At 65.0% G+C, this 21,266-nt stretch carries 22 protein-coding genes and 1 pseudogene; 5 read left to right on the plus strand and 18 right to left on the minus strand.

The genetic code is table 11. From position 1 onward, the window contains the following. Positions 1–232: 232 nt before the first annotated feature. On the plus strand, positions 233–1,015 hold the full coding sequence (locus WS66_RS08575) for a helix-turn-helix domain-containing protein (RefSeq protein ID WP_108064667.1): 783 nt from the start codon (positions 233–235) through the stop codon (positions 1,013–1,015). Between the two features lie 14 nt (positions 1,016–1,029). Here WS66_RS08575 and WS66_RS08580 read toward each other — a convergent pair whose 3' ends face one another. Then, positions 1,030–1,251 (minus strand): DUF3562 domain-containing protein, encoded by a 222-nt coding sequence (locus WS66_RS08580; protein ID WP_059599502.1) that lies wholly within the window; start codon positions 1,249–1,251, stop codon positions 1,030–1,032. A gap of 231 nt (positions 1,252–1,482) precedes the next feature. Between WS66_RS08580 and WS66_RS08585 the strand changes: the two genes are divergently transcribed. Both WS66_RS08585 and WS66_RS08590 read left to right on the plus strand, forming a co-directional pair. Next, a complete protein-coding gene (locus WS66_RS08585; RefSeq protein ID WP_442859286.1) occupies positions 1,483–1,812 on the plus strand; it encodes a c-type cytochrome in 330 nt (109 codons plus the stop codon). A 70-nt stretch (positions 1,813–1,882) separates the two neighbouring features. Further along, positions 1,883–2,257, plus strand: a complete 375-nt coding sequence (locus tag WS66_RS08590) for a DUF3564 family protein (RefSeq protein ID WP_059599504.1) — start codon at positions 1,883–1,885, stop codon at positions 2,255–2,257. 120 nt (positions 2,258–2,377) lie between these two features. Here WS66_RS08590 and WS66_RS08595 read toward each other — a convergent pair whose 3' ends face one another. From WS66_RS08595 to hcaE, 8 genes and pseudogenes are all read right to left on the minus strand, one after another. Then, the gene (locus tag WS66_RS08595; RefSeq protein ID WP_059599560.1) at positions 2,378–2,689 is read right to left on the minus strand and encodes a hypothetical protein; all 312 of its coding nucleotides are present in this window, start codon (positions 2,687–2,689) and stop codon (positions 2,378–2,380) included. 407 nt (positions 2,690–3,096) lie between these two features. Then, positions 3,097–3,552 carry a hypothetical protein gene (locus WS66_RS08600; RefSeq protein ID WP_159086531.1) on the minus strand — a complete coding sequence of 152 codons (456 nt, stop codon included), beginning with the start codon at positions 3,550–3,552 and terminating at the stop codon, positions 3,097–3,099. A gap of 141 nt (positions 3,553–3,693) precedes the next feature. Then, a pseudogene (locus WS66_RS08605) lies at positions 3,694–3,864 on the minus strand (zinc-binding dehydrogenase); the annotation flags it as partial. A gap of 1,096 nt (positions 3,865–4,960) precedes the next feature. Then, positions 4,961–6,229, minus strand: coding sequence for a 3-phenylpropionate/cinnamic acid dioxygenase ferredoxin--NAD(+) reductase subunit (gene hcaD, locus WS66_RS08610; RefSeq protein WP_236872884.1), 1,269 nt, complete (start codon positions 6,227–6,229; stop codon positions 4,961–4,963). After that, complete coding sequence (gene hcaB / locus WS66_RS08615) at positions 6,195–7,016, minus strand: 3-phenylpropionate-dihydrodiol/cinnamic acid-dihydrodiol dehydrogenase (protein ID WP_059599507.1); 822 nt, start codon at positions 7,014–7,016, stop codon at positions 6,195–6,197. The genes hcaD and hcaB overlap by 35 nt, the downstream gene beginning before the upstream one ends. Next, positions 7,013–7,333, minus strand: a complete 321-nt coding sequence (hcaC, locus tag WS66_RS08620; protein ID WP_059599508.1) for a 3-phenylpropionate/cinnamic acid dioxygenase ferredoxin subunit — start codon at positions 7,331–7,333, stop codon at positions 7,013–7,015. Before hcaC ends, hcaB begins: the two co-directional genes overlap by 4 nt. Positions 7,334–7,335: 2 nt before the next feature. After that, positions 7,336–7,878, minus strand: coding sequence for a 3-phenylpropionate/cinnamic acid dioxygenase subunit beta (hcaF, locus tag WS66_RS08625; RefSeq protein ID WP_059599509.1), 543 nt, complete (start codon positions 7,876–7,878; stop codon positions 7,336–7,338). Continuing rightward, on the minus strand, positions 7,875–9,230 hold the full coding sequence (gene hcaE, locus WS66_RS08630; RefSeq protein WP_059599510.1) for a 3-phenylpropionate/cinnamic acid dioxygenase subunit alpha: 1,356 nt from the start codon (positions 9,228–9,230) through the stop codon (positions 7,875–7,877). The genes hcaF and hcaE overlap by 4 nt, the downstream gene beginning before the upstream one ends. Between hcaE and hcaR the strand changes: the two genes are divergently transcribed. Then, positions 9,211–10,248, plus strand: a complete 1,038-nt coding sequence (hcaR, locus tag WS66_RS08635; protein ID WP_236872885.1) for a DNA-binding transcriptional regulator HcaR — start codon at positions 9,211–9,213, stop codon at positions 10,246–10,248. The two genes, hcaE and hcaR, sit on opposite strands and share 20 nt — an antisense overlap. 269 nt (positions 10,249–10,517) lie before the next feature. Here the strand turns inward: hcaR and WS66_RS08640 are convergent, their stop codons facing one another. The 7 genes from WS66_RS08640 to WS66_RS08670 form a co-directional block, all read right to left on the minus strand. Beyond that, positions 10,518–11,393, minus strand: coding sequence for an alpha/beta fold hydrolase (locus tag WS66_RS08640; protein WP_059599512.1), 876 nt, complete (start codon positions 11,391–11,393; stop codon positions 10,518–10,520). Positions 11,394–11,460: 67 nt separating this feature from the next. Next, positions 11,461–12,717, minus strand: coding sequence for a 3-(3-hydroxy-phenyl)propionate transporter MhpT (gene mhpT, locus WS66_RS08645; protein ID WP_059599513.1), 1,257 nt, complete (start codon positions 12,715–12,717; stop codon positions 11,461–11,463). A gap of 89 nt (positions 12,718–12,806) precedes the next feature. Continuing rightward, positions 12,807–13,826: a 4-hydroxy-2-oxovalerate aldolase gene (gene dmpG / locus WS66_RS08650; RefSeq protein ID WP_059599514.1), complete on the minus strand. Its 1,020-nt coding sequence runs from the start codon at positions 13,824–13,826 to the stop codon at positions 12,807–12,809. Positions 13,827–13,839: 13 nt separating this feature from the next. Next, positions 13,840–14,781, minus strand: coding sequence for an acetaldehyde dehydrogenase (acetylating) (locus WS66_RS08655; RefSeq protein ID WP_059599515.1), 942 nt, complete (start codon positions 14,779–14,781; stop codon positions 13,840–13,842). Between the two features lie 13 nt (positions 14,782–14,794). Beyond that, complete coding sequence (locus WS66_RS08660) at positions 14,795–15,598, minus strand: 2-keto-4-pentenoate hydratase (protein WP_059599562.1); 804 nt, start codon at positions 15,596–15,598, stop codon at positions 14,795–14,797. A 20-nt stretch (positions 15,599–15,618) separates the two neighbouring features. Beyond that, a complete protein-coding gene (locus WS66_RS08665) occupies positions 15,619–16,578 on the minus strand; it encodes a 3-carboxyethylcatechol 2,3-dioxygenase (RefSeq protein WP_059599516.1) in 960 nt (319 codons plus the stop codon). Positions 16,579–16,580: 2 nt separating this feature from the next. Next, positions 16,581–18,437 carry a bifunctional 3-(3-hydroxy-phenyl)propionate/3-hydroxycinnamic acid hydroxylase gene (locus WS66_RS08670; protein WP_059599517.1) on the minus strand — a complete coding sequence of 619 codons (1,857 nt, stop codon included), beginning with the start codon at positions 18,435–18,437 and terminating at the stop codon, positions 16,581–16,583. A 192-nt stretch (positions 18,438–18,629) separates the two neighbouring features. On the opposite strand from WS66_RS08670, the gene WS66_RS08675 reads away from it, so the two are divergent. Continuing rightward, positions 18,630–19,421, plus strand: a complete 792-nt coding sequence (locus tag WS66_RS08675) for a DNA-binding transcriptional regulator (RefSeq protein WP_059599518.1) — start codon at positions 18,630–18,632, stop codon at positions 19,419–19,421. A gap of 402 nt (positions 19,422–19,823) precedes the next feature. Here the strand turns inward: WS66_RS08675 and WS66_RS08680 are convergent, their stop codons facing one another. Together WS66_RS08680 and WS66_RS08685 are read right to left on the minus strand one after the other, a co-directional pair. Further along, positions 19,824–20,150, minus strand: coding sequence for a Dabb family protein (locus WS66_RS08680; RefSeq protein WP_082728841.1), 327 nt, complete (start codon positions 20,148–20,150; stop codon positions 19,824–19,826). A 216-nt stretch (positions 20,151–20,366) separates the two neighbouring features. Then, positions 20,367–21,182: a TrmB family transcriptional regulator gene (locus WS66_RS08685; protein ID WP_059599563.1), complete on the minus strand. Its 816-nt coding sequence runs from the start codon at positions 21,180–21,182 to the stop codon at positions 20,367–20,369. Positions 21,183–21,266 lie beyond the last annotated feature (84 nt).

The following is a 21,266-nucleotide window of genomic DNA, read 5'->3' on the forward strand; positions in this document are numbered from 1 at the left end:
ATAGAGGTCCGGGCGCCGATCATGCCGTCGCCAGCGTCGCGCGACAATGGCGCAGCACCGTTGTTCCGCGTACCGGATCGCGGCCGTCGCGCAGACTGGATCGCCAGATTCCGACCTGTGCACGGCCGGCACATGACCAGGAACGAATTTTTCGGCCAGATCGACCGCGCCACTGCATGACGCACCATCCATGCAGTGGCGCCGCACCCGACCGAGTGACGAGGAGCAGATCATGCTGACCGCCCCAGCCCGCGAAAATGCCCGTCCCGCCGTCGCGTACGGGATGACGCTCGCACTTCATCCCGTCGATCGGGACGAGCGAGTGAAGCACCCCGGCACGCGCTGCTCGACCTGCTCGGTCCGTTCGGCGTGCATGCCGGCGGAACTCGACGATGCAGACCTGGCCATCCTCGACGAGGTCGTCTGCACGACCCGCTCGGTCAAGCGGGGCGAGTCGCTGTTCCGCGCGCACGATACGTTCCATAGCCTCTATTCGGTCCGCACCGGCTCATTCAAGACGATCGTCATGCATCGCGACGGCCAGGAGCAAGTGACCGGATTCCAGATCGTCGGGGAAACGCTCGGTCTCGACGGCGTGTGCAGCGGGCGTCACAACGGCGATGCGATCGCGCTGGAGGACAGCACGGTCTGCATCATCCCGTTCGGCCAGCTGGAGAAGGTTTGCGCCAAGGTGCGGTCGATGCAGCACCATCTCCACAAGATGATGAGCGGCGAGATCGTGCGCGAGTCGGGCCTGATGATGCTGCTTGGCACGATGTCGGCGGAACAGCGAGTCGCGGAGTTCCTGCTGAACCTGTCCGAACGCTTCAAGGCGCGCGGCTATTCGTCGGCGGATTTCAACCTGCGCATGACGCGCGAGGAGATCGGCTGCTATCTCGGCATCAAGCTCGAAACGGTCAGCCGGATGCTGTCGAAATTCCAGCGCGACGGACTGATCGCGCCGCACGGCAAGCAGATCCATATCATCGATCTGGCCGGGCTCGCGCGCGTCTGAGCGCTGGCCGCCGCCTATCCTCCCGGTTTCGGGCCCGGATACCGGCCTGTAGCGTCCGGCGACCGCATGCGCAGGCTCAGGCGACGGATCGCGAATATCCGCAGGTAATCATGCACGCGGGCATCTTTCGTCAGCGTCGCGATTTCGTCGTCGAGCATCCGTCGCAACGCGTCATCCGAAATCGACAGGTCGCGCGCCAAGGCCGCCAACGACGCGAACAACCGATCCTGGTTCATCACCGCCCTCCCGCAAGGCCAAGGCCTTCATCCACGGTCGTCCTGGCTGAATCCATTCAAACGCGCGGCAGCGCCACCGCGCTTGACGTGAGTCAACAAGCCCCGGATCGACGCGCGGCCCCGGCCGCGGATCCAGCCGGCCGGCGAGGGTGTTCCGGAGTTTGACTTGCGTCAATCGCCGACCTGGGACCACGCATAGACTGGATCGGACAACTTGCCGGACACCGCGCGATGGCGAGCGCTCCTGTGACACGCATGCCGGGAGACCTGCCCGCACTCGCGTGGCTCGCGGTTGGGACGGCGTCCGCCCAGGTGCCGGCGCCCGCCGCGCTCGTCGACCCGCATCAATGCATGTTCTGCCACACCGCCGACATGTCGTTCCTCGCACCGTCGTTACACCAGATCGCGGAGCGGTATCGGGACACACCGCGTGTCGAGGACTTGCTCGCGAACAAGCTGAAACTGGGCGGCCGCGCGCACTGGGGCGACACCGCGATGCGGCTGCCCGCCGAGCGTGGCGGCTCGCTGTCCTCCTGGCACGCGCATACGTTGACTCGCTGAGTCATGAGCCAGCAAAAACGTCGGCCGCCGGTGACGGCGGCCGCCCTCCTTCATCGATTCGGAGCCCATCGTGCGAATCACCCTGCATCTCGATACTTTCGCCTGCGATAACCCTTCCGCCTATGCCATTCTCTGGATCGACACGGCCATGGGCCGCTGGTCGCGCGAAGGTCATGCGGGGATGGACCTGCCCGCGTGGGGGACGCTCGTCCGCGACGGCAGCGCCACCCTGATGACGGGCCCCGACAACGCCAGCGCCCTGTGTTGGCTCGACGATTTCAGCCTCGACACATCGTCCGCGCCGTTCGAAGGCCAGGCCGGCATCGCGCGCTGGCTGCGCGATGCCCGGCAGGCGCCCGTGCCTGGCGAATGGCGGGTGCAGTGTGTCGACGATACGGCGGAGATCCCGGAGCACGAGATATTCACGGGCGACGAAGAAGATTAGCCGGACCAGCGGCGCCGGCTGCGCCGCCCCCGTCGCCCTGGCGGATCGACTCACGCCAGGCGAACCGCGGCGGACCGAAGCGTCGTGCCACGGCGAATCGCGTCCGATGCGCGGAACGTGTCAGCGCGGGTTCTCGTGGGTTTCGGCGGTTGCGGTCCCGGCGAGCTGCCGCTCCGCAAGATCGAACGCCCGCTGCAGCGCCTCCAAGGGATCCGCGCCCGTCATATGCGGAACGGGACGGAATTCCCCGTTGCGGGTGATCAGATCGAGTCGTACGTCATACGTCGGCTCGCGGGCCGACATGCCCATGGCCTCGATCGCGAGATGGCAGCCGGCCAGTTGCGTACAGAACGGCTCGAGGCGCATCAGCTGGATGCTCGCTTCCGCCTCCAGCCGAGCCGACCCGGCGAAGCCGAAGTAAGCGATCTGCATCCCGATTCCCATGTTCCGCTCCTGTTGATCGCACCGATTGACGGCGAGAGCCGGTTCTTCATCTTCAGTGTGGTGCGTTCGCAATGCCCGATTTCGTGCATCCATCTTCCGTGGCGCTGGCTCTGCATCGTTGATATGAGTCAAGCGACGGACATCGCCGCACGCTGCCCGCCAACCCGCGCCGGTCTCGCGAAGTCGGTGCCGAGCATCCAGCCGGCCGGCAGCGCGGCGGCATCCCGCCGCCGGCTCGTTCAGCTGGAGACGGTGCCGGCATCGGCGATCCGCACCGGCAACAGCCGCAGGCCCGATCGGTGCGCGGGTCGGACAACCGGACTTTCGGCGCCACACACGGCTGGACCCGCACGAAAGCCGGGGCGGTTTCATCCCGGGCGCCATCAGGCATCCGGCTACTGGCGATCGCGCCGGACCCGCACGACTCGCGGGATCGCCGGCCGCCGCATCGCGATCAATCCCCCGACGCCCGAACAACAGGACAGCATGCCGACATAGCGCGCCCAGCCGTCGTGGGCCAGCATGGCGTGCACCGTTGCGATGAGCCCGGCTTGCGACGCGAAGATCGCAACGTTGGCAAAACACTGGCGCAAATCGTTGGGAAACATGCCGCTCTCCTGGAAAGGGATGACGACTACGACCTTTAAGGCATCCTCATGGGTAGCCCGGGCCGCGGAAATTATCGGCACCGGACAGTCGGCCACGCGCGGGAACCGCACGGCCACGCTGCCCGGCACTGCGCGCCGGATGCCGCGGCGGCGGCCTGCAAGACGGCAGACCGGGTTCTGCACCCGCCCGCGCCGCCTGCCGCACGAAACCATCGAACGCGGCAGGCGAAGCCACACGTTCATCTTCGAAGCTTCGGAATCCGCAGCGTTGACTTTTATCAAGCGCTGGCGCGGCTCCGGCTGTCCCTAGAAAAAACGCGGCGCCGCCCGGATTGCCCGACTGCGCCGTCGACGACTCGCAGCGCCCCCCCGTTCGCGCCAGGCGATGCCGACCGCCTCGATCGCGCAGTCGACGCCGATCCCGTCGGTCAAGGTCATGATCTCGCCGGCCGTGTCGCCCGCGCGAGCGTCGATGCAGTCGGTTGCGCCGAACCGGCGCGCAACCTCGAGCCGGTTCCAGTCGGGATAGATCATGATGATCCACCCGCTTTGATAAGCATGACGAATTGACCTACCGTGGATGCGGCCTCGGTGAAAATCAACACGCGATCTGCATATAGAGGCCACCGCCTCCGCGACCCGCAGCGCGCTGAGTCGATGCAACCGTCGTCCAGCCATGTCGCCCTCCCAACCCACGAACCCACATCGCGACCCATCCTTCGTGAGGAAATCGTGCGGGACGGCAACGGTAGCCGCAAGCACGCCGCCACCCGCAAAACGCTTTGAAATCAGCGATGCAGAGGACGTCACCGGAAGAGATCGGAACAGGCCGGAAGGCCCATGTGGCGGAAGGCAGCAGACTCTGATCATCGCTCGCACGGATCCGCCAGGTAAGACTCCCGCAATCGCAGATAGCCTCCTACCCACAATCCTACCCATATTGAGCTCAGCGGCAATCCAATATCAGCCGCAACGCCCTGATGAGAAACGGCGGCTGAGCAGTTTCCCGCAAAAATTCAACAAAAAACTCTACCTTCACGGACTCGCCTGCGTTCGGGACGCTCCCCACAAGCCGGTACGATGCGGGAATGCGATCCGGCGAGAGATACATTTATGTCAAGTCAAAAATTCATGTCGAGCGTAGCCAAAGCTATGCCGGACCGCCAAACGTAGTGCTGTCACGGACGCAGTTCCGCAATCCGATCGGCTCGCCAACTGCCACGCCGGGCGAGAACCTCAATGATGCCGATCGCGCGCAGATCGAAGGCGTGCCCGAGAATCAGCGGCGCGTAAGCGCGGCATTCGCACTACAGCAGGACACGTCCGAACGAAGCGCATCCCCCGACCCTCTTGGGCAACCCGCACGCTCGCCCCGATTGAAACGCCGTCCGTGCAGCTGTGCCACCGCCCCGTGGCCCGTCCCGGTGCCGCCTGCACGGTCGGCTCACGCCACTCGGTATATCTCGAATGCCAACACCAGAAGCGCGCTCTCCGCTGTGGACGGAGATGAAGCGCGCGCCGCCCAAAATACCGTGACGGGATAATAGACTGGCGGAGGCGCAGCGTCCCACGGCATGCGGTCGACCTCAATAGCGCTACCGCACCTCACGATATGCCTCGCCGACGAAATCACGGACCAGTTCGCTCTACGTCACACATTATTCGCGAGCGCACGCAGATCTTGTGCACAATCGCTGAGGACGTCCGCCGAGAGCCTGGCGCGTCGCTCGATTAGGGTACGTACGAAGCGCATGTCGCGCCCGCGATTGAGCGTCACACCAGCCGTCACCACCCCGTCGCGCAATCCGAACAGCACGCACGCGGATCCGGAGAGATCACCACGCTCGATCCACTCGGAGGCTGTCATGTCGCCTGCGAACTGCAGGTTCACGCCACATTGATCGGTCCAGAACCACGGCATCTGCGGTAAGTCATCCGGCTCACCGAGCATCGCCGAGGCCGCACGCACGGCCTGTCGATTTGCGTTATCCCAACTTTCCCGACGCAGAGGCGGGCCACCGCGTGGGTCTACTTCGGCCGTATTGTCGCCTGCGGCGAAGATGTCCGGATGCGACGTCCGGCAAGCAGAGTCGACGAGAATCCCGCCGTCCGTGCGCAGGCCGGCATCCCTCGCGAGCGCATCGTCCGGTTCGACGCCGATCCCGTAAACAACGGCATCGCCACGTACGGCGGTGCCATCTTCGAGCGTCAACACGAACCCATCGATGTTGCGCGCCGCGTCGAGCAGCTTCACTCCGGTCCGCACATCCACGCCCCGCGCACGATGCAGCGCGAGCAAATGTGAACGCACCGGCAACGGCGCGCAGCGCGCCATCACGTCTGGTGCCTGCTCGATCACCGTCACCCGGGCCCCAAGCTCGATCGCGCTCGATGCGACTTCCATCCCGATCACGCCACCGCCAACGATCAACAGCCGCGTGCCGCCTTGAAGCGCTCGACGCAACGCATGCGCGTCGTCGAGTGTACGCAAGGTATGCACACCCGGGCCCAGACGGTCGAGCATCGGCAGCCTCCTGACCCGCACCCCTGTCGCCAGCAGCAACTTGCCGAATTCGAGCAGCGTCCCATCGGCAAACGTCAGCGTGCGCTGCGCCGGATCGATCGCCGTGACGCGGGTGCCGAGCCTGCGCTCGATCCGCTGGTCGGCGTAGAACGTCTCCGGACGAAGCGCAATGCACGCGCCATCCGGTTTCAGCAACACCTCTTTCGACAGCGGCGGTCGCTCGTAAGGCACATGCGGTTCATCGCCGATCAGCACGACCGGTCCGTCGAAGCCGCGCCGCCGGAGCTCGGCTGCCGCGGTCGTGCCCGCCTGCCCCGCGCCCACGATCACGCAGGCGGCCTCGCCGGCCGCACCACCCGCTTCACGGTCGAGCGACATCGAGGCCTCCAGCGACATGACGGATCCCGCGAACGCCGAGGCCTGCGTCGGCCTGGATCATCACACCGGATAGCGTGCGATTGTTCGCACGCGATGCAAGCAGCACGAACGGTCCGGTGAAATCCGCCGGCGCTGGAAAAAACTGCAGCGGGAGAATACTGGCGATCGCCTCCGGGGTCCGCGTATCCATGATGCGCTGCTGCGACTGTCCAAGTGCGTCGGGGCCACGCAGGTCGCTCGCCATTCCGCACGGCCCGACGCCGTTCACGCGCACGTGCGGCGCAAGCTCGTACGCCAGCTCGCGAATCAGACCGACCGCGGCATGCTTGCTCGCCGTATACAACGGACCGCCGCCGCCCGGATAGAACGCCGCGTTCGACAGCGTGAAAATCATACTGCCTTGCGATGCCACCAGCGCGTCTGCAGCCGCCTTCGCACCCAGCAGGTACCCTTTCACGTTGACCGCGAACAATTCGTCGAACCCGGCGTCGAGCCTTTCCGGTGACAGGCCCAGCAGGCCCGCGCCGTGATCCCACAGCGCGGCGTTGCCGACGAACGTATCGAGCTTGCCGAAACGCTCGACGGTCGCGTCCACCGCGCGCCGGTTGTCGTCGTACACGCGCACGTCGCCGCACACCACTTCGATATCCGCACCAAAGCGCGCACGCAATGCGGCGACTTTTTCCGCCGAACGTTCGAGCACGCCGACCCGCGCGCCTTCGGCGAGAAAGCGCTCGACGAGCGCGAGCCCGAGGCCCGACCCGCCGCCCGTGATCAGCGCGACGTCTCCATCGAGCCAGCTCATGCGAGCTCCGGCTCGTCGACGTACAGCGCACCGGCGTCGACGACGACCGGGAACGTACGCAATGCGTCCGTCGCAGGCTGGCACAGCGCCGCACCGGTCTTCAGGCAAAAGCGCGCGGCATGCAATGGACATTCGACAGTCGCATCGTCTTCGACATAGCCGTCGGACATGGACGCGTTGCCGTGCGTGCAGCGATCGGACAGTGCGTAATACGTGCCCTGCACGCGAAACACCGCGATCGCGCCGTGTGCACCGTTGACGCGCGTCGCGTCGCCGTCGGCGAGCGCGTCGATGGGTCCTACGAGGATTCGAGCCATGATCAGAAAAGCACGCTGAGGTTATGGGAAGACAGCACTGCCTGGTCGAGCACGATCTCTCGGCGGCATATGTGCCAATCGCCGACGTCGTCCGCACGACGCACGCGGTCGCGGCGCGCCCCGACATAGAACGTCTCGTCGCGCTCCTTCTGCGAGCGGTACAGCAGATAGTTGACGTACACGTTGTATTCTCCGTGCGCGTCGGTCGGTTCGACCCGGACGTTCGCGAGCAGATGCCGCGTGCGCGAAGGCGGCTCCTCAGCCCACGCCATGCCCGTCTCGAGCCGTGCGATGCGGCGCTCCAGCTGCGCCTTCGTGTCGTTGAAGATCCACGTGGTGGGCGGCTGAACGCCCTTGCGGCGGTCGCGCGTCTGGGCGTTGACGGTCGTGCGCATCGTGTACTGCACGTCGTTGCTCAGCAGCGCGAGCCAGTCGCGAAAGCGCCATGTATCGAGGCAGTCGGCCTCGCGATACAAGAACTGCGTGATGTCGTGATGCAGCCCCGCTGTCACGGGCACCCGTTCGATCGTGGCGGCGTCGTTCATTTCAGCAGCTCCTGTTCATATTCGCGCGTCCGGCGCTCGACTTCGCCCCAGTTGTCAGACAGCAACAGGTCGGCCCAGCGGCGGTACATCCCGCGCGCCGCCGTTTCCGAGAAGATGTAGTTGGTAATGCCCGGAATGCCGTCCGTGCGCACACGCTCGCCGCCCAGGCCCATTTCGACGCAGAGCCGCGTCTTGCGCGCGCGGTTGCCGCGCAGCACTTTCTGCACCTCGACCCAGTTCTCCGAATCGTCCTGCTCGAGGAAGCCGGCCGGGCCGAACGCGCGTGTCGCGCTGCGCTCGAATGCGGCCTTCACTTCGTCCGACGCCTGCTTGTCCGCGATGCAGAACGCCCACACCTCGACCTGGTTCGGGCCGCGCGGATGCCACACGCGCAAGGTCGCGGTGCCGTTCAGCCAGGACATCGTCGGGAACAGGTTGTTGTGGCCCGCGAGACGGCGCGCGCGCACCGTCCCCAGGCGCGCCTCCGCTTCTTCATATGTATCGCGGAAATACTGGGACACTTCACCGTCGACCCATACGTTCGCGTCCGGCTCCTCGGTGAAAAAGAAGCCGCTGCCGTGGCCGGCCTGACCATACTGCAGGGCGTCCTTTGCGGTCTCCCACACGGGGCGCGCGGTCTGCCCCGCACCGAGGGCCTTGTCGCCGGCACCGGCCTTCACGCCGAGCACCTCGATCGCCGACGCGTGTGAGTACAGCGCGTGATACTGGTCGCTCGCAAACTGCTCGGCCGGGAATTTCCAGTTGCAGTCGATCACCCATTTGTGCACGCCGCCCACGATCTCGGTGCCGCCTTCCCGGCGATCCAGCACGCCATCGAGATACCATGCCATGTCGCCCATATAGGCGTCGAGATCCGGCGCATCGGCGTCCCAGTTACCAAACACCAACCCCTTGTAGATCGCAACCCGTGTGACTTTCTGCAGCCCGAGATGCTGCTTGCAGAGGCCATGCGGAAACGCGCGAGCCTCAAGTGGCACGTCGATCAGCGCGCCGTCCGTGCCGTACGACCAGCCGTGATACGGACACGTAAACGAGCGCGCATTGCCGGAGTCGGCGAAACTCACGCGCATCGAGCGGTGCCGGCACTGGTTCAGGAATGCCTTCACCGAGCCGTCCTTTTGCCGCACGACGACGATGGGGTCCTCGCCCATGTACGTGTTGAAGAAATCACCGGCCTTCGGAATCTGGCTCACATGCGCGAGGAACAGCCAGCATCGTCCGAAGATGCGTTCGAGCTCCAGCGAGTAGATCGCCGGATCGGTATAGATCGACGACGCCACGCGGCCGTTGCGTGCGTCGACCAGTGCGTCGATGTCAAGCTTCTCTGTCATTTGCGTCTCCTCCGTGGCACCATCCGTTCCATACGGACAGGCACGCGAGGATGATCGTCGGTCGTGCGTTCGTTGTGAAATAGTTTGTTTGTTTGCCGTTAGACGTTTTGGCGATGACAGCCGAATGGAACTCCGACACTTACGATATTTTGTTGCCGTCGCCGACGAGCTGAACTTCACGCGCGCCGCGCAACGGCTGCACACCGCACAGCCGTCGCTGAGCCAACAGATTCGCGATCTCGAGGACGAGGTCGGCACGCGGCTGCTCGAGCGCTCGAAGCGTAAGGTCGAGCTGACCGAAGCGGGCCACGTGTTCCTTGCGGAAGCGCGGCTGGTGCTCTCGCAGGCGGATCGCGCTGTCGAACGGGCACGTCAAACGGGCCGGCGGCAAGCACTGACGGTGAGAATCGGATTTGTGCCGGCAGCGGAAGTGGCCATCTTTCCGGCGATCCTGCCAAAGCTGCGGATGCAGTGTCCGGGTGTGCACGTCGAACTGCGGAGCATGCCGACGATGGAACAGGAGGACGCGCTGCTGCGTGGCGACATCGACATCGCGTTCATGCGTCGGCCCGTGCAGGCGCCGAATCTGCATGCAGAAGTAGTGCTAACCGAACCGCTCATCGTGCTGATGCAGGCCGATCACCCGCTCGCCGCGCATGCGCGCATCGCACCCGCGATGCTCGACGGCCAGCCGTTCATCCAGACCAATCCGGCCTACGCGGGGCAGCTGTACGACATCGTCGACCGGTACTTCACCGACCACGGGATCGACCCGGATGTCGTGCAGGTCGCGACGAACATCCTGCTGAACCTGAACCTCGTCGGGATGGGGCTCGGCGTTGCCCTGCTGCCGGCGTACGTCGCGGCGCTGGTTGGTGAATCGATGTGCTGCCGCGCGCTTGCCGGTCCAGCGCCCCGCATCGATCTGCTGATGGTCACGCGCGCGGAGCCGCATTCCCGGGAGCTGGGCGCCCTCGTGGACCTGATGCGCCGCGCAACCTTCAGCCACCACGACTGAACACGATGCGCTGTCGGACGAAGATCGCGCCCAGCGCATTCGAAGTGGCGGGATCGTGCGCAACTACGCAGGATCATGGGTGGCCGCGCGAAAGACGAGCCGCCATCATCCCGTTGAACCGGACCACAACGCCCCCGAGGGGGGATCGCCGCGGAAATGGCCGGAAGCGATCGTTGTGATCCGAATCGAGGCCAACGCGACGATCCGGCCGACGCGCAAGCCCCGGATCGGTGAAATGCCGTTCGAAAGCAGTGCTCGCATCGCTGCACTCAATGCTGCAGAAAGTCGACCACCATCCGGTTGAACGCGTCCGCATGCTCCCACTGCGCCCAGTGCCCGCACCGGTTGAACACATGCAGTTGAGCGTTCTGCATTCCGGCGATGAGCCGCAGGCCGGTATCCATTGGCACGAACCGATCGTCGCGCCCCCAGATCACGAGCGTCGGCGCCGCGATCTCGCCCAACCGCGGGCCGTAGTCGGTGAACTGTTTCGGATTGGCCGCGAGGCTCCTCACGAAGTTCTCGAGGTGATCGCGCCGCGCGAGCATGTTGTCGAGGCGTGCTTTCATCAACTCGTCCGTCAGCGCGCTCGAGTCATAGACGAACACGTTCATCATCCGTTTCAGGTTCTCGATCGTCGGCTCGCGATACAGCCCCTGCAACAGCTTGATGCCTTCGGTCGGCATCGGCGCGAAGTTGCTCGGGCCGCCGGTGCCGCCACCCATCAGCACGAGTTTGCCCACGCGCCCGGGATTGCCGAGCGCGAACGCAACTGCGCTATGCCCGCCCATCGAATTGCCGAGAATATGCACGCGCTCGATATCGAGCACGTCGAGCAGCCCCTTCAGCACGCGGCCGTTGAGTTCCGAGCGCGACGACGCACAGACGATCGGATCGCTCTTGCTCCAGCCCGGGCAGTCCATCAGGATCACGCGATAGCCGGCCGCGACCAGCGGCTCGACGTTGCGGTTGAAGTTCGCCCAGCCGCTCGCGCCAGGACCCGAACCATGCAGCATCACGACCGTCTCACCGGTCGGTCCGGCGCCCGTGTCGTTATAGTGGATCCGCAGTTCGAGGTCGCCGTCCTTCACGCGGGCAAACTGGCTCGTCGACGCTTCCGTGATCGGTGATGTCGTCGCAGTCATGATGATGTCCTTTCCGAAAAAATGAATGATCTCGATCGCGGGCCACGCGCGCGGCCCGCCCGAATCGCTACACGCGCTGCGGCTCGCCCGTGCGCTGCCGCGCGAACGCGCCCACCACCGTCAACGCCGCCACTGCGGCGATCACGATCAGCGGGATGCTCGCCGACACCAGCATCGACGGGCTCTGACCGAGCGCGAACAACTGCCCTGCCACCAGCGGCCCCAAAATCGAACCGAGCCGCCCCACCGCAACGGCCGCACCCACGCCCGTGCCGCGCACTTCGGTCGGATACGCATGGCCGGCCAGCGCATACAGCACCGACTGGCCGCCGACGAGGAACAGCCCGCACAGCAAACCGCCGATCGCCATCGACGTCGCGCCGCCCGCGCTCGCCAGCGTGGTCAGCGCGACAGCGACGCCGACATACATGCCGATCACCGTGCCGCGCCGTCCAAAGCGGTCCATCAGCGTCGCGATCGCGACGGCCCCGATACCGCCGCCAATGTTGAACATCATCAGCACGACGTTGGCCTGCACGCGTGTCAGTCCGCGCGACAGCACCATCGACGGCAGCCAGTTCATCAGGAAATACAACACGACCAGCGTGCCGAGATAGCTGATCCACAGCGCGATGGTCGTACGCGCGCGGCCGTGTCGCCACAGCGCGTCGCTCACGCCGGGCAGGCCGGCGACATGGCCCGCCACGGTCGACCGGGTCGCCACGAACTGCCGTGACTCGTGCAGGAACATCCCGAGCAGCGGCACCATGACGAGCGGCCCGAATCCGCCGACGTAAAACACGTGACGCCAATTCGCATCGCCTGCGCTCGCGATGCCGATCACCGCGGCGATCGCCGCGCCGAACGGCATCCCGCAGTACATCGCGCCGACCGCCGTGCCGCGCTGCCGCGGGCCCGCCGCTTCAGAGCACAGCGCGATCAGGTTCGGCATCGCAGCGCCGAGCCCGCAGCCCGTCATCAGTCGCGCAACGAGCAGGCTCTCGAAGCTCCAGACCTGCGTCGTCGCGAGCGAGAACAGGCCGAACATCGCGACCGACCACATCAGCACGCGCTTTCGGCCGAACCGGTCGGCCAGCCGGCCGCCGAGCGCAGCGCCCGGAAGCAGGCCGAGCGCGCCCGCGCTGAACGCCCAGCCCATCTGCGCGACGGCGAGCGAAAACTCCTTCGCCATGCGCGGGCCAGCCACCCCCGCCGATTGCAGGTCCAACCCTTCGAGCAACGCAATCGCGAGGCACAACATGATCGTCGCGTGTCCCGTGCGTCGATGTCGCGCGGTATCGCCTTCGTTTCGTGACGCATTCATTCAAAGTCTCCAATAATCGATATGCAGGCCGCTCTTGCCGGCGGATGTCATGTATCGAACCGCGTCGTGCGCGGTCCGGCCGTCCGTTCCTATGCGGCTTCGCTGCGCTTCTTCAGATCGAGCGCGACGTCGACGATCATGTCTTCCTGGCCGCCCACCATGCGGCGCTTGCCCAGTTCGACGAGGATGTCCACGGTCCTGATGTCGTACTTCTTCGCGGCCGCTTCCGAGTGACGCAGGAAGCTCGAATACACCCCCGCATAGCCGAGCGCGAGCGTTTCGCGGTCGACGCGCACCGGACGGTCCTGCAACGGTCGCACGATGTCGTCGGCGGCATCCATGAGCGCGTAGAGATCGGTGCCGTGGTTCCAGCCCATCCGCTCGGCCGCCGCGATGAACACTTCGAGCGGCGCATTGCCGGCGCCCGCCCCCATTCCCGCGAGCGATGCATCGATCCGGTCGCAGCCTTCCTCCACAGCGACGATCGAGTTCGCGACGCCGAGCGACAGGTTGTGGTGCGCGTGCATGCCGGTTTCCGTTTCGGGCTTCAGCACCGCCTTCACCGCACGGAACCGGTCGCGCACGTCCGACATCGTCAGCGCGCCGCCGGAATCGACGACGTAGATGCAGGTCGCGCCGTAGCTTTCCATCTTCTTCGCCTCGACGGCCAGATTCTCCGGCGTCGTCATATGGCTCATCATCAGGAAGCCGACCGTGTCCATGCCGAGTTCGCGCGCATATTCGATGTGCTGCTTCGAGATATCCGCCTCGGTGCAGTGCGTCGCGACACGCACGATGCGCGCGCCGGCGTCGTACGCGGCCTTCAGGTCGTGAATCGTGCCGATGCCCGGCAAGAGCAGCGTCGCGATCCTCGCGTGTTCGACGACGTCCGCTACCGCCTCGATCCATTCGAGATCGGTGTGCGCGCCGAAGCCGTAGTTGAAGCTCGATCCTTGCAGGCCGTCGCCGTGCGCGACCTCGATGCTGTCCACCCTGGCGCCATCCAGCGCACGCGCGATGTCCTGCACATTCGCGATCGAATACTGGTGTCGAATGGCGTGACTGCCGTCGCGCAGCGTCACGTCGGAGATATACAGTTTCTTGCTCATCGCCGTTTGCTCCTTACGCGCTCACGCGCGCCTGCGCCATGCGTTCGGCGGTCGCGAGCGCGGCGGAAGTCATGATGTCGAGATTGCCCGCGTAGGCAGGCAGGTAGTGCGCGGCGCCCTCCACTTCGACGAACACCGACGTTTTCAGGCCGCTGAATGTTCCCAGGCCCGGAATACGGATCGGTGCGCTCGCAGGAATCTCGTCGAACTGCACCTTCTGCTTGAGTCGATAGCCAGGCACGTACGCGTGCACCTTCGCGACGGTGTCCTCGATCGACGCCTCGATCTCCGCGCGAGACGCGAGGTCGGACAGCGTATAGACCGTGTCGCGCATCATCAGCGGCGGCTCGGCCGGGTTCAGCACGATGATCGCCTTGCCCTTCGCGGCGCCACCGACCACCTCGATCGCCTTCGACGTCGTTTCGGTGAATTCGTCGATGTTCGCGCGCGTACCGGGGCCCGCCGACTTGCTGCTGATCGACGCGACAATCTCCGCGTAGTGCACCTTCGCGACGCGCGACACAGCCGCGACGATCGGAATCGTCGCCTGGCCGCCGCACGTGACCATGTTCACATTCGGCGCGTCGATGTGCGTGTCGAGATTGACGACCGGCACGCAGTACGGACCGATCGCGGCGGGCGTCAGATCGATCATGCGAATCGACGGCTTGAGCGTGCGCAGCAGCGCTGCGTTGCGAACGTGCGCGCCTGCGGACGTCGCGTCGAACACAAAATCGATCTGGTCGAATACCGGCAGACGCGTGAGCCCTTCGACACCTTCGTGCGTGGTCGCGACACCCAGTCGCGCGGCGCGCGCGAGACCGTCCGAGTTCGCGTCGATACCGACCATCGCCGCCATTTCCAGATGCCTGCCATGACGGAGGATCTTGATCATCAGGTCCGTGCCGATGTTACCGGAGCCGATGATCGCAGCCTTGAGTTTTTCGGAAGCCATGCGAGTTCCTGAGTTAAGCCGTGAAAGTTGCCCGGACGCTGCCGAGCCCGTCGATCTGCGCGACATAGGTGCCGGCCTCGCGGACGGCGACCATCGGACCGAGCGCGCCGGTCAGCACCACGTCGCCGGCGCGCAGCGGCGTGTCGAGTTGCACCATCCGGTCGGCCAGCCACACGGCAGCGTTGAGTGGATTGCCGAGGCAGGCGGCGCCGCTGCCCTTCGACAGCACTTCGCCATCGCGGGCCAGTGTCATCGCGCAGCCCGTCAGATCAAGCCGGGAAAGCGGTACCGGACGGCTGCCGACCACGAAGCGCGCGCTCGATGCGTTGTCGGCGACCGTGTCGACGAAGCGGATGTCCCAGTCGCGGATGCGGCTGTCCACCACCTCGATCGCGGCGAGCGCATACGCGCTCGCGCGCAGGATGTCGACGAACGTGTGCCGGTCTTGCGTGAGGTCGTGATCGAGCACGAGCGCGATCTCCGCTTCGACCTTGGGCTGGATCAGTTGCGCGAGCGAAATCGGCGCCCCGTCGCCGCAAGCCATGCTCGCGAACAACGCGCCGAAATCGGGCTGGTCGACGCCCAGCTGTGCCTGCACCGCGAGCGACGTCAGGCCGATCTTGCGGCCGACGATGCGCTCGCCGTTCGCGACGCGCCGGTCGACGTTGGCCTGCTGCACCGCGTAGGCCATCGTCATCGCGTCGAGCGGGATGCCGCCCGCGGCGGCCTCGCCGCGCAGCGGCGCGATCGTGCTGAGCGACGCCTCGGCTTCGCTCAGTCGCGCGGCCAGTGTCGTCACAAGGTTCGAATTGGACATCGAGGTCTCCTGGAGTTCTGTCACGCCAGCGCCGCGACGGCGGTCGACGGCGTGGCGTGCATGGTGGCGAAACCCGCGATCCATTCGGGAATCGCGCGGTAGTAGTCGAGTGACGCGTGGTACGGGCCATACGCGGCGAGCACGGCGAATGCGGCGACCCATGTGCGGATCTCGTGCGCGGACTTGCCGCCGTCGCGCGTGATCGCGTCGTTGGCCACGCCGTCCAGCGCTGTCAATTCGCCGGATGCGAGTCTGGCAAGGAACGCGCGATCCCATTCGGGATTGAGCGGATGCAGCGGACTGTCGCCAGCGGCAAACGAACGGGCGGCGGCCACGGTACGCGCCTGGCGCGCCGCGCGCGACTCGGCCGACGGATCGCGACCGGCGATCAGCCGCTCCGCCACTTCGGCCGTCGCGCCGATCAGTTCCGGTACAGGTGGCTCGTGCGAGATGCCGCCCGAGCCGACCACCAGCACGCGGCGGTCGGTGCGCGCGAGTTGGCGACCGATCGCATCGCCCAGCAAACGCGCGCGGCGCAGCGTCGCCATCGGCGGCGCGACGGAGTTGATGAATACCGGGATCACCGGATAGCGATCGAGTCCGCCGGTGAGTACTTCGAGTGCCTGCGCGCAGCCGTGGTCGACCTGCATCCGGTACGACAGCGCGACATCGACGTCGGCGGCCAGCACGCTTTCCGCCAGCCCGTGCGCGAGATCGCCGGGCACCGGCAACGTGCCGGCCAGGCTCTTGAAATCACCGATCGCGTCGGCGCGTGCGCCGATGCAGAACGGCGGCATCATGTCGTAGAAGAATCCGTTGAAATGATCGGGGGCGAAAGCGACGATCAGGTCCGGCCGGAAACGCTCGACGCGTTCGCGCGCGGCCCGGCCGATGCGCTCGACTTCGGCAACCACGTCGGGCGCCGGATCGAAGTAGCCGTGCAGCGGCGTATGGGAAAGACATTCGAGATGAATCGGCATGCTCATGCTCCTGCCACGTGTGTGAGGGCATCGCGATCGCGCACCGGGCCCTGCGAGGATGGCGCAACGTCGCCGTGTTCGTGCCGCGCGCCTGCCGTCATGCCTAGCTTTCCCGCGAGCGCGACAATGGCCGAAGACACCTGCTGTGGCGTACATACGCCCGCAACGAAACGATCGGGACGCAGCAGCACGACCGACTCCGGCAGACGGCTGAACCAGTCCTTCAGCCGGCCCGTCTCGTCCCCGATCGCGAGCACGTCCGAGGGCACGTCGTCGGCGTAAGCGAGCTGGGCGTCCGGCTTCGCGATCACGAAGCGGCCACCGATCCGCGCCCACAACGCACGCGCCTGCGGCGTCATGCCGAAGGTCGGATCCGCGCCCCAGCCCAGCAGGACGAAACCGGTGCCGATCGCGTCGTCGAGCAGCACGGTGCGGCCCTCGGGCTGCCGCACGCGGGGCTGGATGAACATGCGCCCGACCGGCGACGCGGCAAACGGATCGCGACCGTACGCGAGCCGGCCGATCAAGGAATCGCGCTTTTCGCTCATCAGGCCGAGCAGCCGGCCCGGTGCGGAATTGCCCGATCGGTCGAGCACGCGGGCAAGCCAGCCGCGCCTGGGCGCATGCGCGGGCAGCAGTACCGCGCCCGCCTCGTAACGCGGCATCGGCTTGAAGCGCATTTCGACGAAGTAGCGCTTCACCGCCGGGAACAGGGTCAGCGCACGCACGAAGGTGTCGCGAAAGCGCGCGCCGAAACGTGTCGTCGGCGCGAATATATCGCCCGCCACTTCGGAAAGATGGATCATCGAACGCGCATGCGCGCGGCGCTCGACGGTATAGGTTTCGAGCAGCCGGCTGTCTGCCAGCCCCCGCGCGACCATCGCGAGCTTCCAGCCGAGATTGTTCGCGTCGCGGATTCCGCTGTTGTAACCCTGCCCCTGCCACACCGGCATGATGTGCGCGGCGTCACCCGCGAGCAGGATGCGGCCCACATGAAACGTCGACGCGAGACGCGCATTGTGCGTATAGACGCGCTTGCGGATGTAGTCGACTGCATCCGGATCCGCAACCACCTTGCGAATCAGTGCAGCCATGTTCTCGGGTTTCGACAGTTCTTCCTCGGTCTCGCCCGGCATCACCATGAACTCGAAGCGGCGAATGCCGTGCGGCAGCGCCGCCGACACGTACGGCCGTTCGTGATCGCAATGCAGATAGATGTGCGGCGAGCCGATCGGGTCGTTGCGCACGTCCACGACGATCCACTGGTTCGGCTTCGTGCGCCCTTCGAACGGCACGTTCAGCACGCGGCGCACGAAGCTGTTGCCGCCGTCCGCGCCGACCATGTACGCTGCGCGCACGGTCCGGCGTTCGCCATTCGCATCGTCCACGTCGATGCTGACGCCGTCGGCGTCCTGCGTGAACGATGCAACGCTGTGTCCGAACAGCACCTGGACATGCGGGAAACGCGCGAGGCCTTCGTGGAGCACGCGATCCGCGAGCGGCTGGATGAACGCGTTGCGGCGCGGCCACCCGAATTCGTCGGTGCGCGGCTCGATCGATGCGAAGCAGTGACCGTCCTTCGTCACGAAACGCATCCAGTGATCGGGCGTCGTGTGCGGCACGAGTTCGTCGGCCAGGCCGATCGACTGGAACACGCGCAATGCTTCGTCATCCAGACCAATGGCGCGCGGGTAATCGATGATCCGTTCGAGCTTCTCGATCAGCGTGACACGCACGCCCTGAAGGCCCAGAATGTTGGCGATCATCAAGCCGACCGGGCCGGCGCCGATGATTGCGACGTCGGTGGAAAGCGGGTCGCGCCGGTCGCGATGCGTGGTGGGACTGGGTGAGGGATTCATGTGTCTCCTTCCTCGCGCGACTCGGTGGTCGCTGCGTATGCCGATGGATTCCGGCCGGGGCACGTCGCGGGTTCCGTGTCGCGTCGTGTGGCGGCGGGATGGAGACAAGTCTAGGGAGCGAGAGACACCCGCTCAACAATTTCAACCAAATGTGCAAGGGTTGCACATCGTTGATTTTTAATACATTTTTCGATGAGCAAGTACGCAAATGTCCGAGGATTGTCGCGCGGCCTGCAGGTGCTGCAGGCCCTCAATGCGCTGGAGAACGGTCGCGCGACGAGCCAGCAGTTGAGCGAAGTCACGAGGCTGCACCGCACGACCGTGCGGCGGTTGCTGGAAACGCTGGTGGAAGGCGGATTCGTGCGGCGCAGCGAGTCGGACGACACGTTTCGTCTGACGTTGCGCGTGCGCGAGCTGAGCGAAGGATTCACCGACGACGAGCACATCGCCACCGTCGCGCCACCGATCATGGCGCGGCTGCTGCAACGCATCGTGTGGCCGTCCGACCTGACGACACCCGACGGCGATTCGATGATCATTCGCGAGACGACGCATCGCTTCAGCCCGCTGTCGTTTCATCGTTCGATGGTCGGGCGCCGGCTGCCGATGCTGCTGACGGCATCGGGGCGCATCTACTTCGCGTCGTGCCAGGATGCGGAGCGCGAGGATATTCTCGACCTGCTACGCGCCGGTGCCGGCGGTGAACAACAGCAGCAACTCGCGTCGGACGACGCATTCATCCGCAATCTTGTGCGGCGGACGCGCGCCGATGGTTTCGGATCGAACCATGGGGATTGGACCGAACAACGCAAAATCGGCTCGCTCGCCGTCGCGGTCAGCGCGCATGATCGGGTGATGGCGGCGCTGAACGTGATCTACCTCGAGCACGCGATCAATCCGGCCGAGGCCGTGAAACGCTTTCTGCCTTCGCTGCAGCACGCCGCACAGGAAATGACGAGCGCGCTCGATGCACCGGGGAATTAGCAGGTGGTGGTAGCTAGCCGATACGCCGCTGTGATCCTGGCCAGCAAGAATTTCGCAGATCACATCGGCGGAATTCGCTCGCCAGTGTGGCGGCCGGAGAGATTCGGCCCGCCGTAACGCGTCTGAACTTCTACACATCAAGCGTTGGGCCTACGGGTACCGCGACGAGGAATACTTCTTCCTCAAGATCCGCGCCGCGTTCCCCGGTAATCCGCGATGAACCAAATTTTGACTATTCGTTTTCTTCGAAATAATGCATCGGCCTTGTCTAACAATACTCCTATCGACTGACCTACGCCAAAACCTACGCCGGATCAGATCGTCAGTTTTTGGCACCTTGTGTCGCGCTTACACAACAGACGACCGACAGTCGGAAGTATCCCTGCACAAGGAGATAAGCAGTCACGAAGCAAGTGTGCTCGCGTCGCCCAATACCCACTCGATTGTCAATCGAGCGGCTGGAGATCTGTGGGGACGGCGTTTCCGCCGAGTCACGCTGTGTCGATACCGCCAGCCGTACTCGAACGTGTAGTCGCAAGCGACCCATTCGAAGTAGGTCTTGAGCGCCTGAATCAGCGACACGTGCGACGGATGTGGCAGATAGCGCTCCAAGTCGGCTTGGCTATCTAAAGACGACTCCAGCACATAGTCCCTGCAGATCGGCCGATCCAGTTCGGCTTGCCGCCGCACGTCGGCGAACTTTCGAAACGTCACAATGTGCTTCATCATGACGCGGCCTTCCCGACACGCGCCGGTATGCGCTAATGTGTGTAGGTCTAGACCTGACCTCTCGGTCAGAGTCAGATCAGGTCTGAGATTGCTTGGACGTCACCTCATCGACGGGTTGAATCCGCAACCCTTCCCGGCCATTCGCTACGTCAACTTGATCGTCTTCAATGAACACTACAGCGGCCACTGAATCTGTTGCGAAGAGACAGTCGATGGCTATTGGTTCGCGACGGGACGAAGCATTGCCTGCATGTCAGGTGTGGCCAGAAGTTTCCTATACGCGGCCGGCGTCATGCTATTAATCATGAGACGCCCACTGATGTCGGCCTTGATGTACTCAACTGCAAGCAGAGCGATAACCGGGTTGGTGGTGAGGGTGGCTTGATCCGGCGTACGGTCACCGAACTCTGCCACTGCAGCATCGTTGTCGTCGGCAACCATCACGGCCAGGCGTCGGCCTGAGAGTCTCAGCCTGGCACTGGCGCCGCATTCGGCCATGTCGTACGTATGGGGACCATTTAGGGCTTTAGTACCGTAGATGGCTACATGGGTGTCAATCCCTCGTGCGGCTGCCGCTTCAAGCAACGGCCCCAGCTCGTCGAGTTCTTCATCCCAAATGCCCGCGAAAATACTCGCTTTCGCATTCGCGATGGTGCGTGCAAAGGCCTGAACGACGGGCTCCCTGCCACTAAGTGACCAAACTAGACCAGGTTCCTGCTGCACCGGCAGGCGATCAAGCGCCGCCGCCGCCGAGTCGAGATCGGCATTGAAACGCGTACGCAATTCATCCAGCAGCGCTGTGTGAGGCACGGCCGCATAGCGGACTGGTTCGGACCGATTGACCAGCACCGCCCCCCTCGCTTCAAGACGGGTCAGCGTCTCGTAGACCTTCGAGGGTGGCATGGCGGCCCTCCGACCAACCTCGGCACCGGTAATCGGAGCCTGGCCGACGAGCGCCGTATACGCCTGCGCTTCGTATTGCGTGAAACCCAGACGGGTTAGGGAGGCGATCAGCTCGGAGTCTGCGGTCATGCGTTGACCTTTCCTGTTGGCTACCTGAATAACGACCATGGCACTTGATTAACTACCTCAGTAGTATACAATCGTCTTCGACTA

This window comes from Burkholderia sp. LA-2-3-30-S1-D2, from assembly GCF_001523915.2.
Lineage (GTDB): Bacteria > Pseudomonadota > Gammaproteobacteria > Burkholderiales > Burkholderiaceae > Burkholderia > Burkholderia diffusa.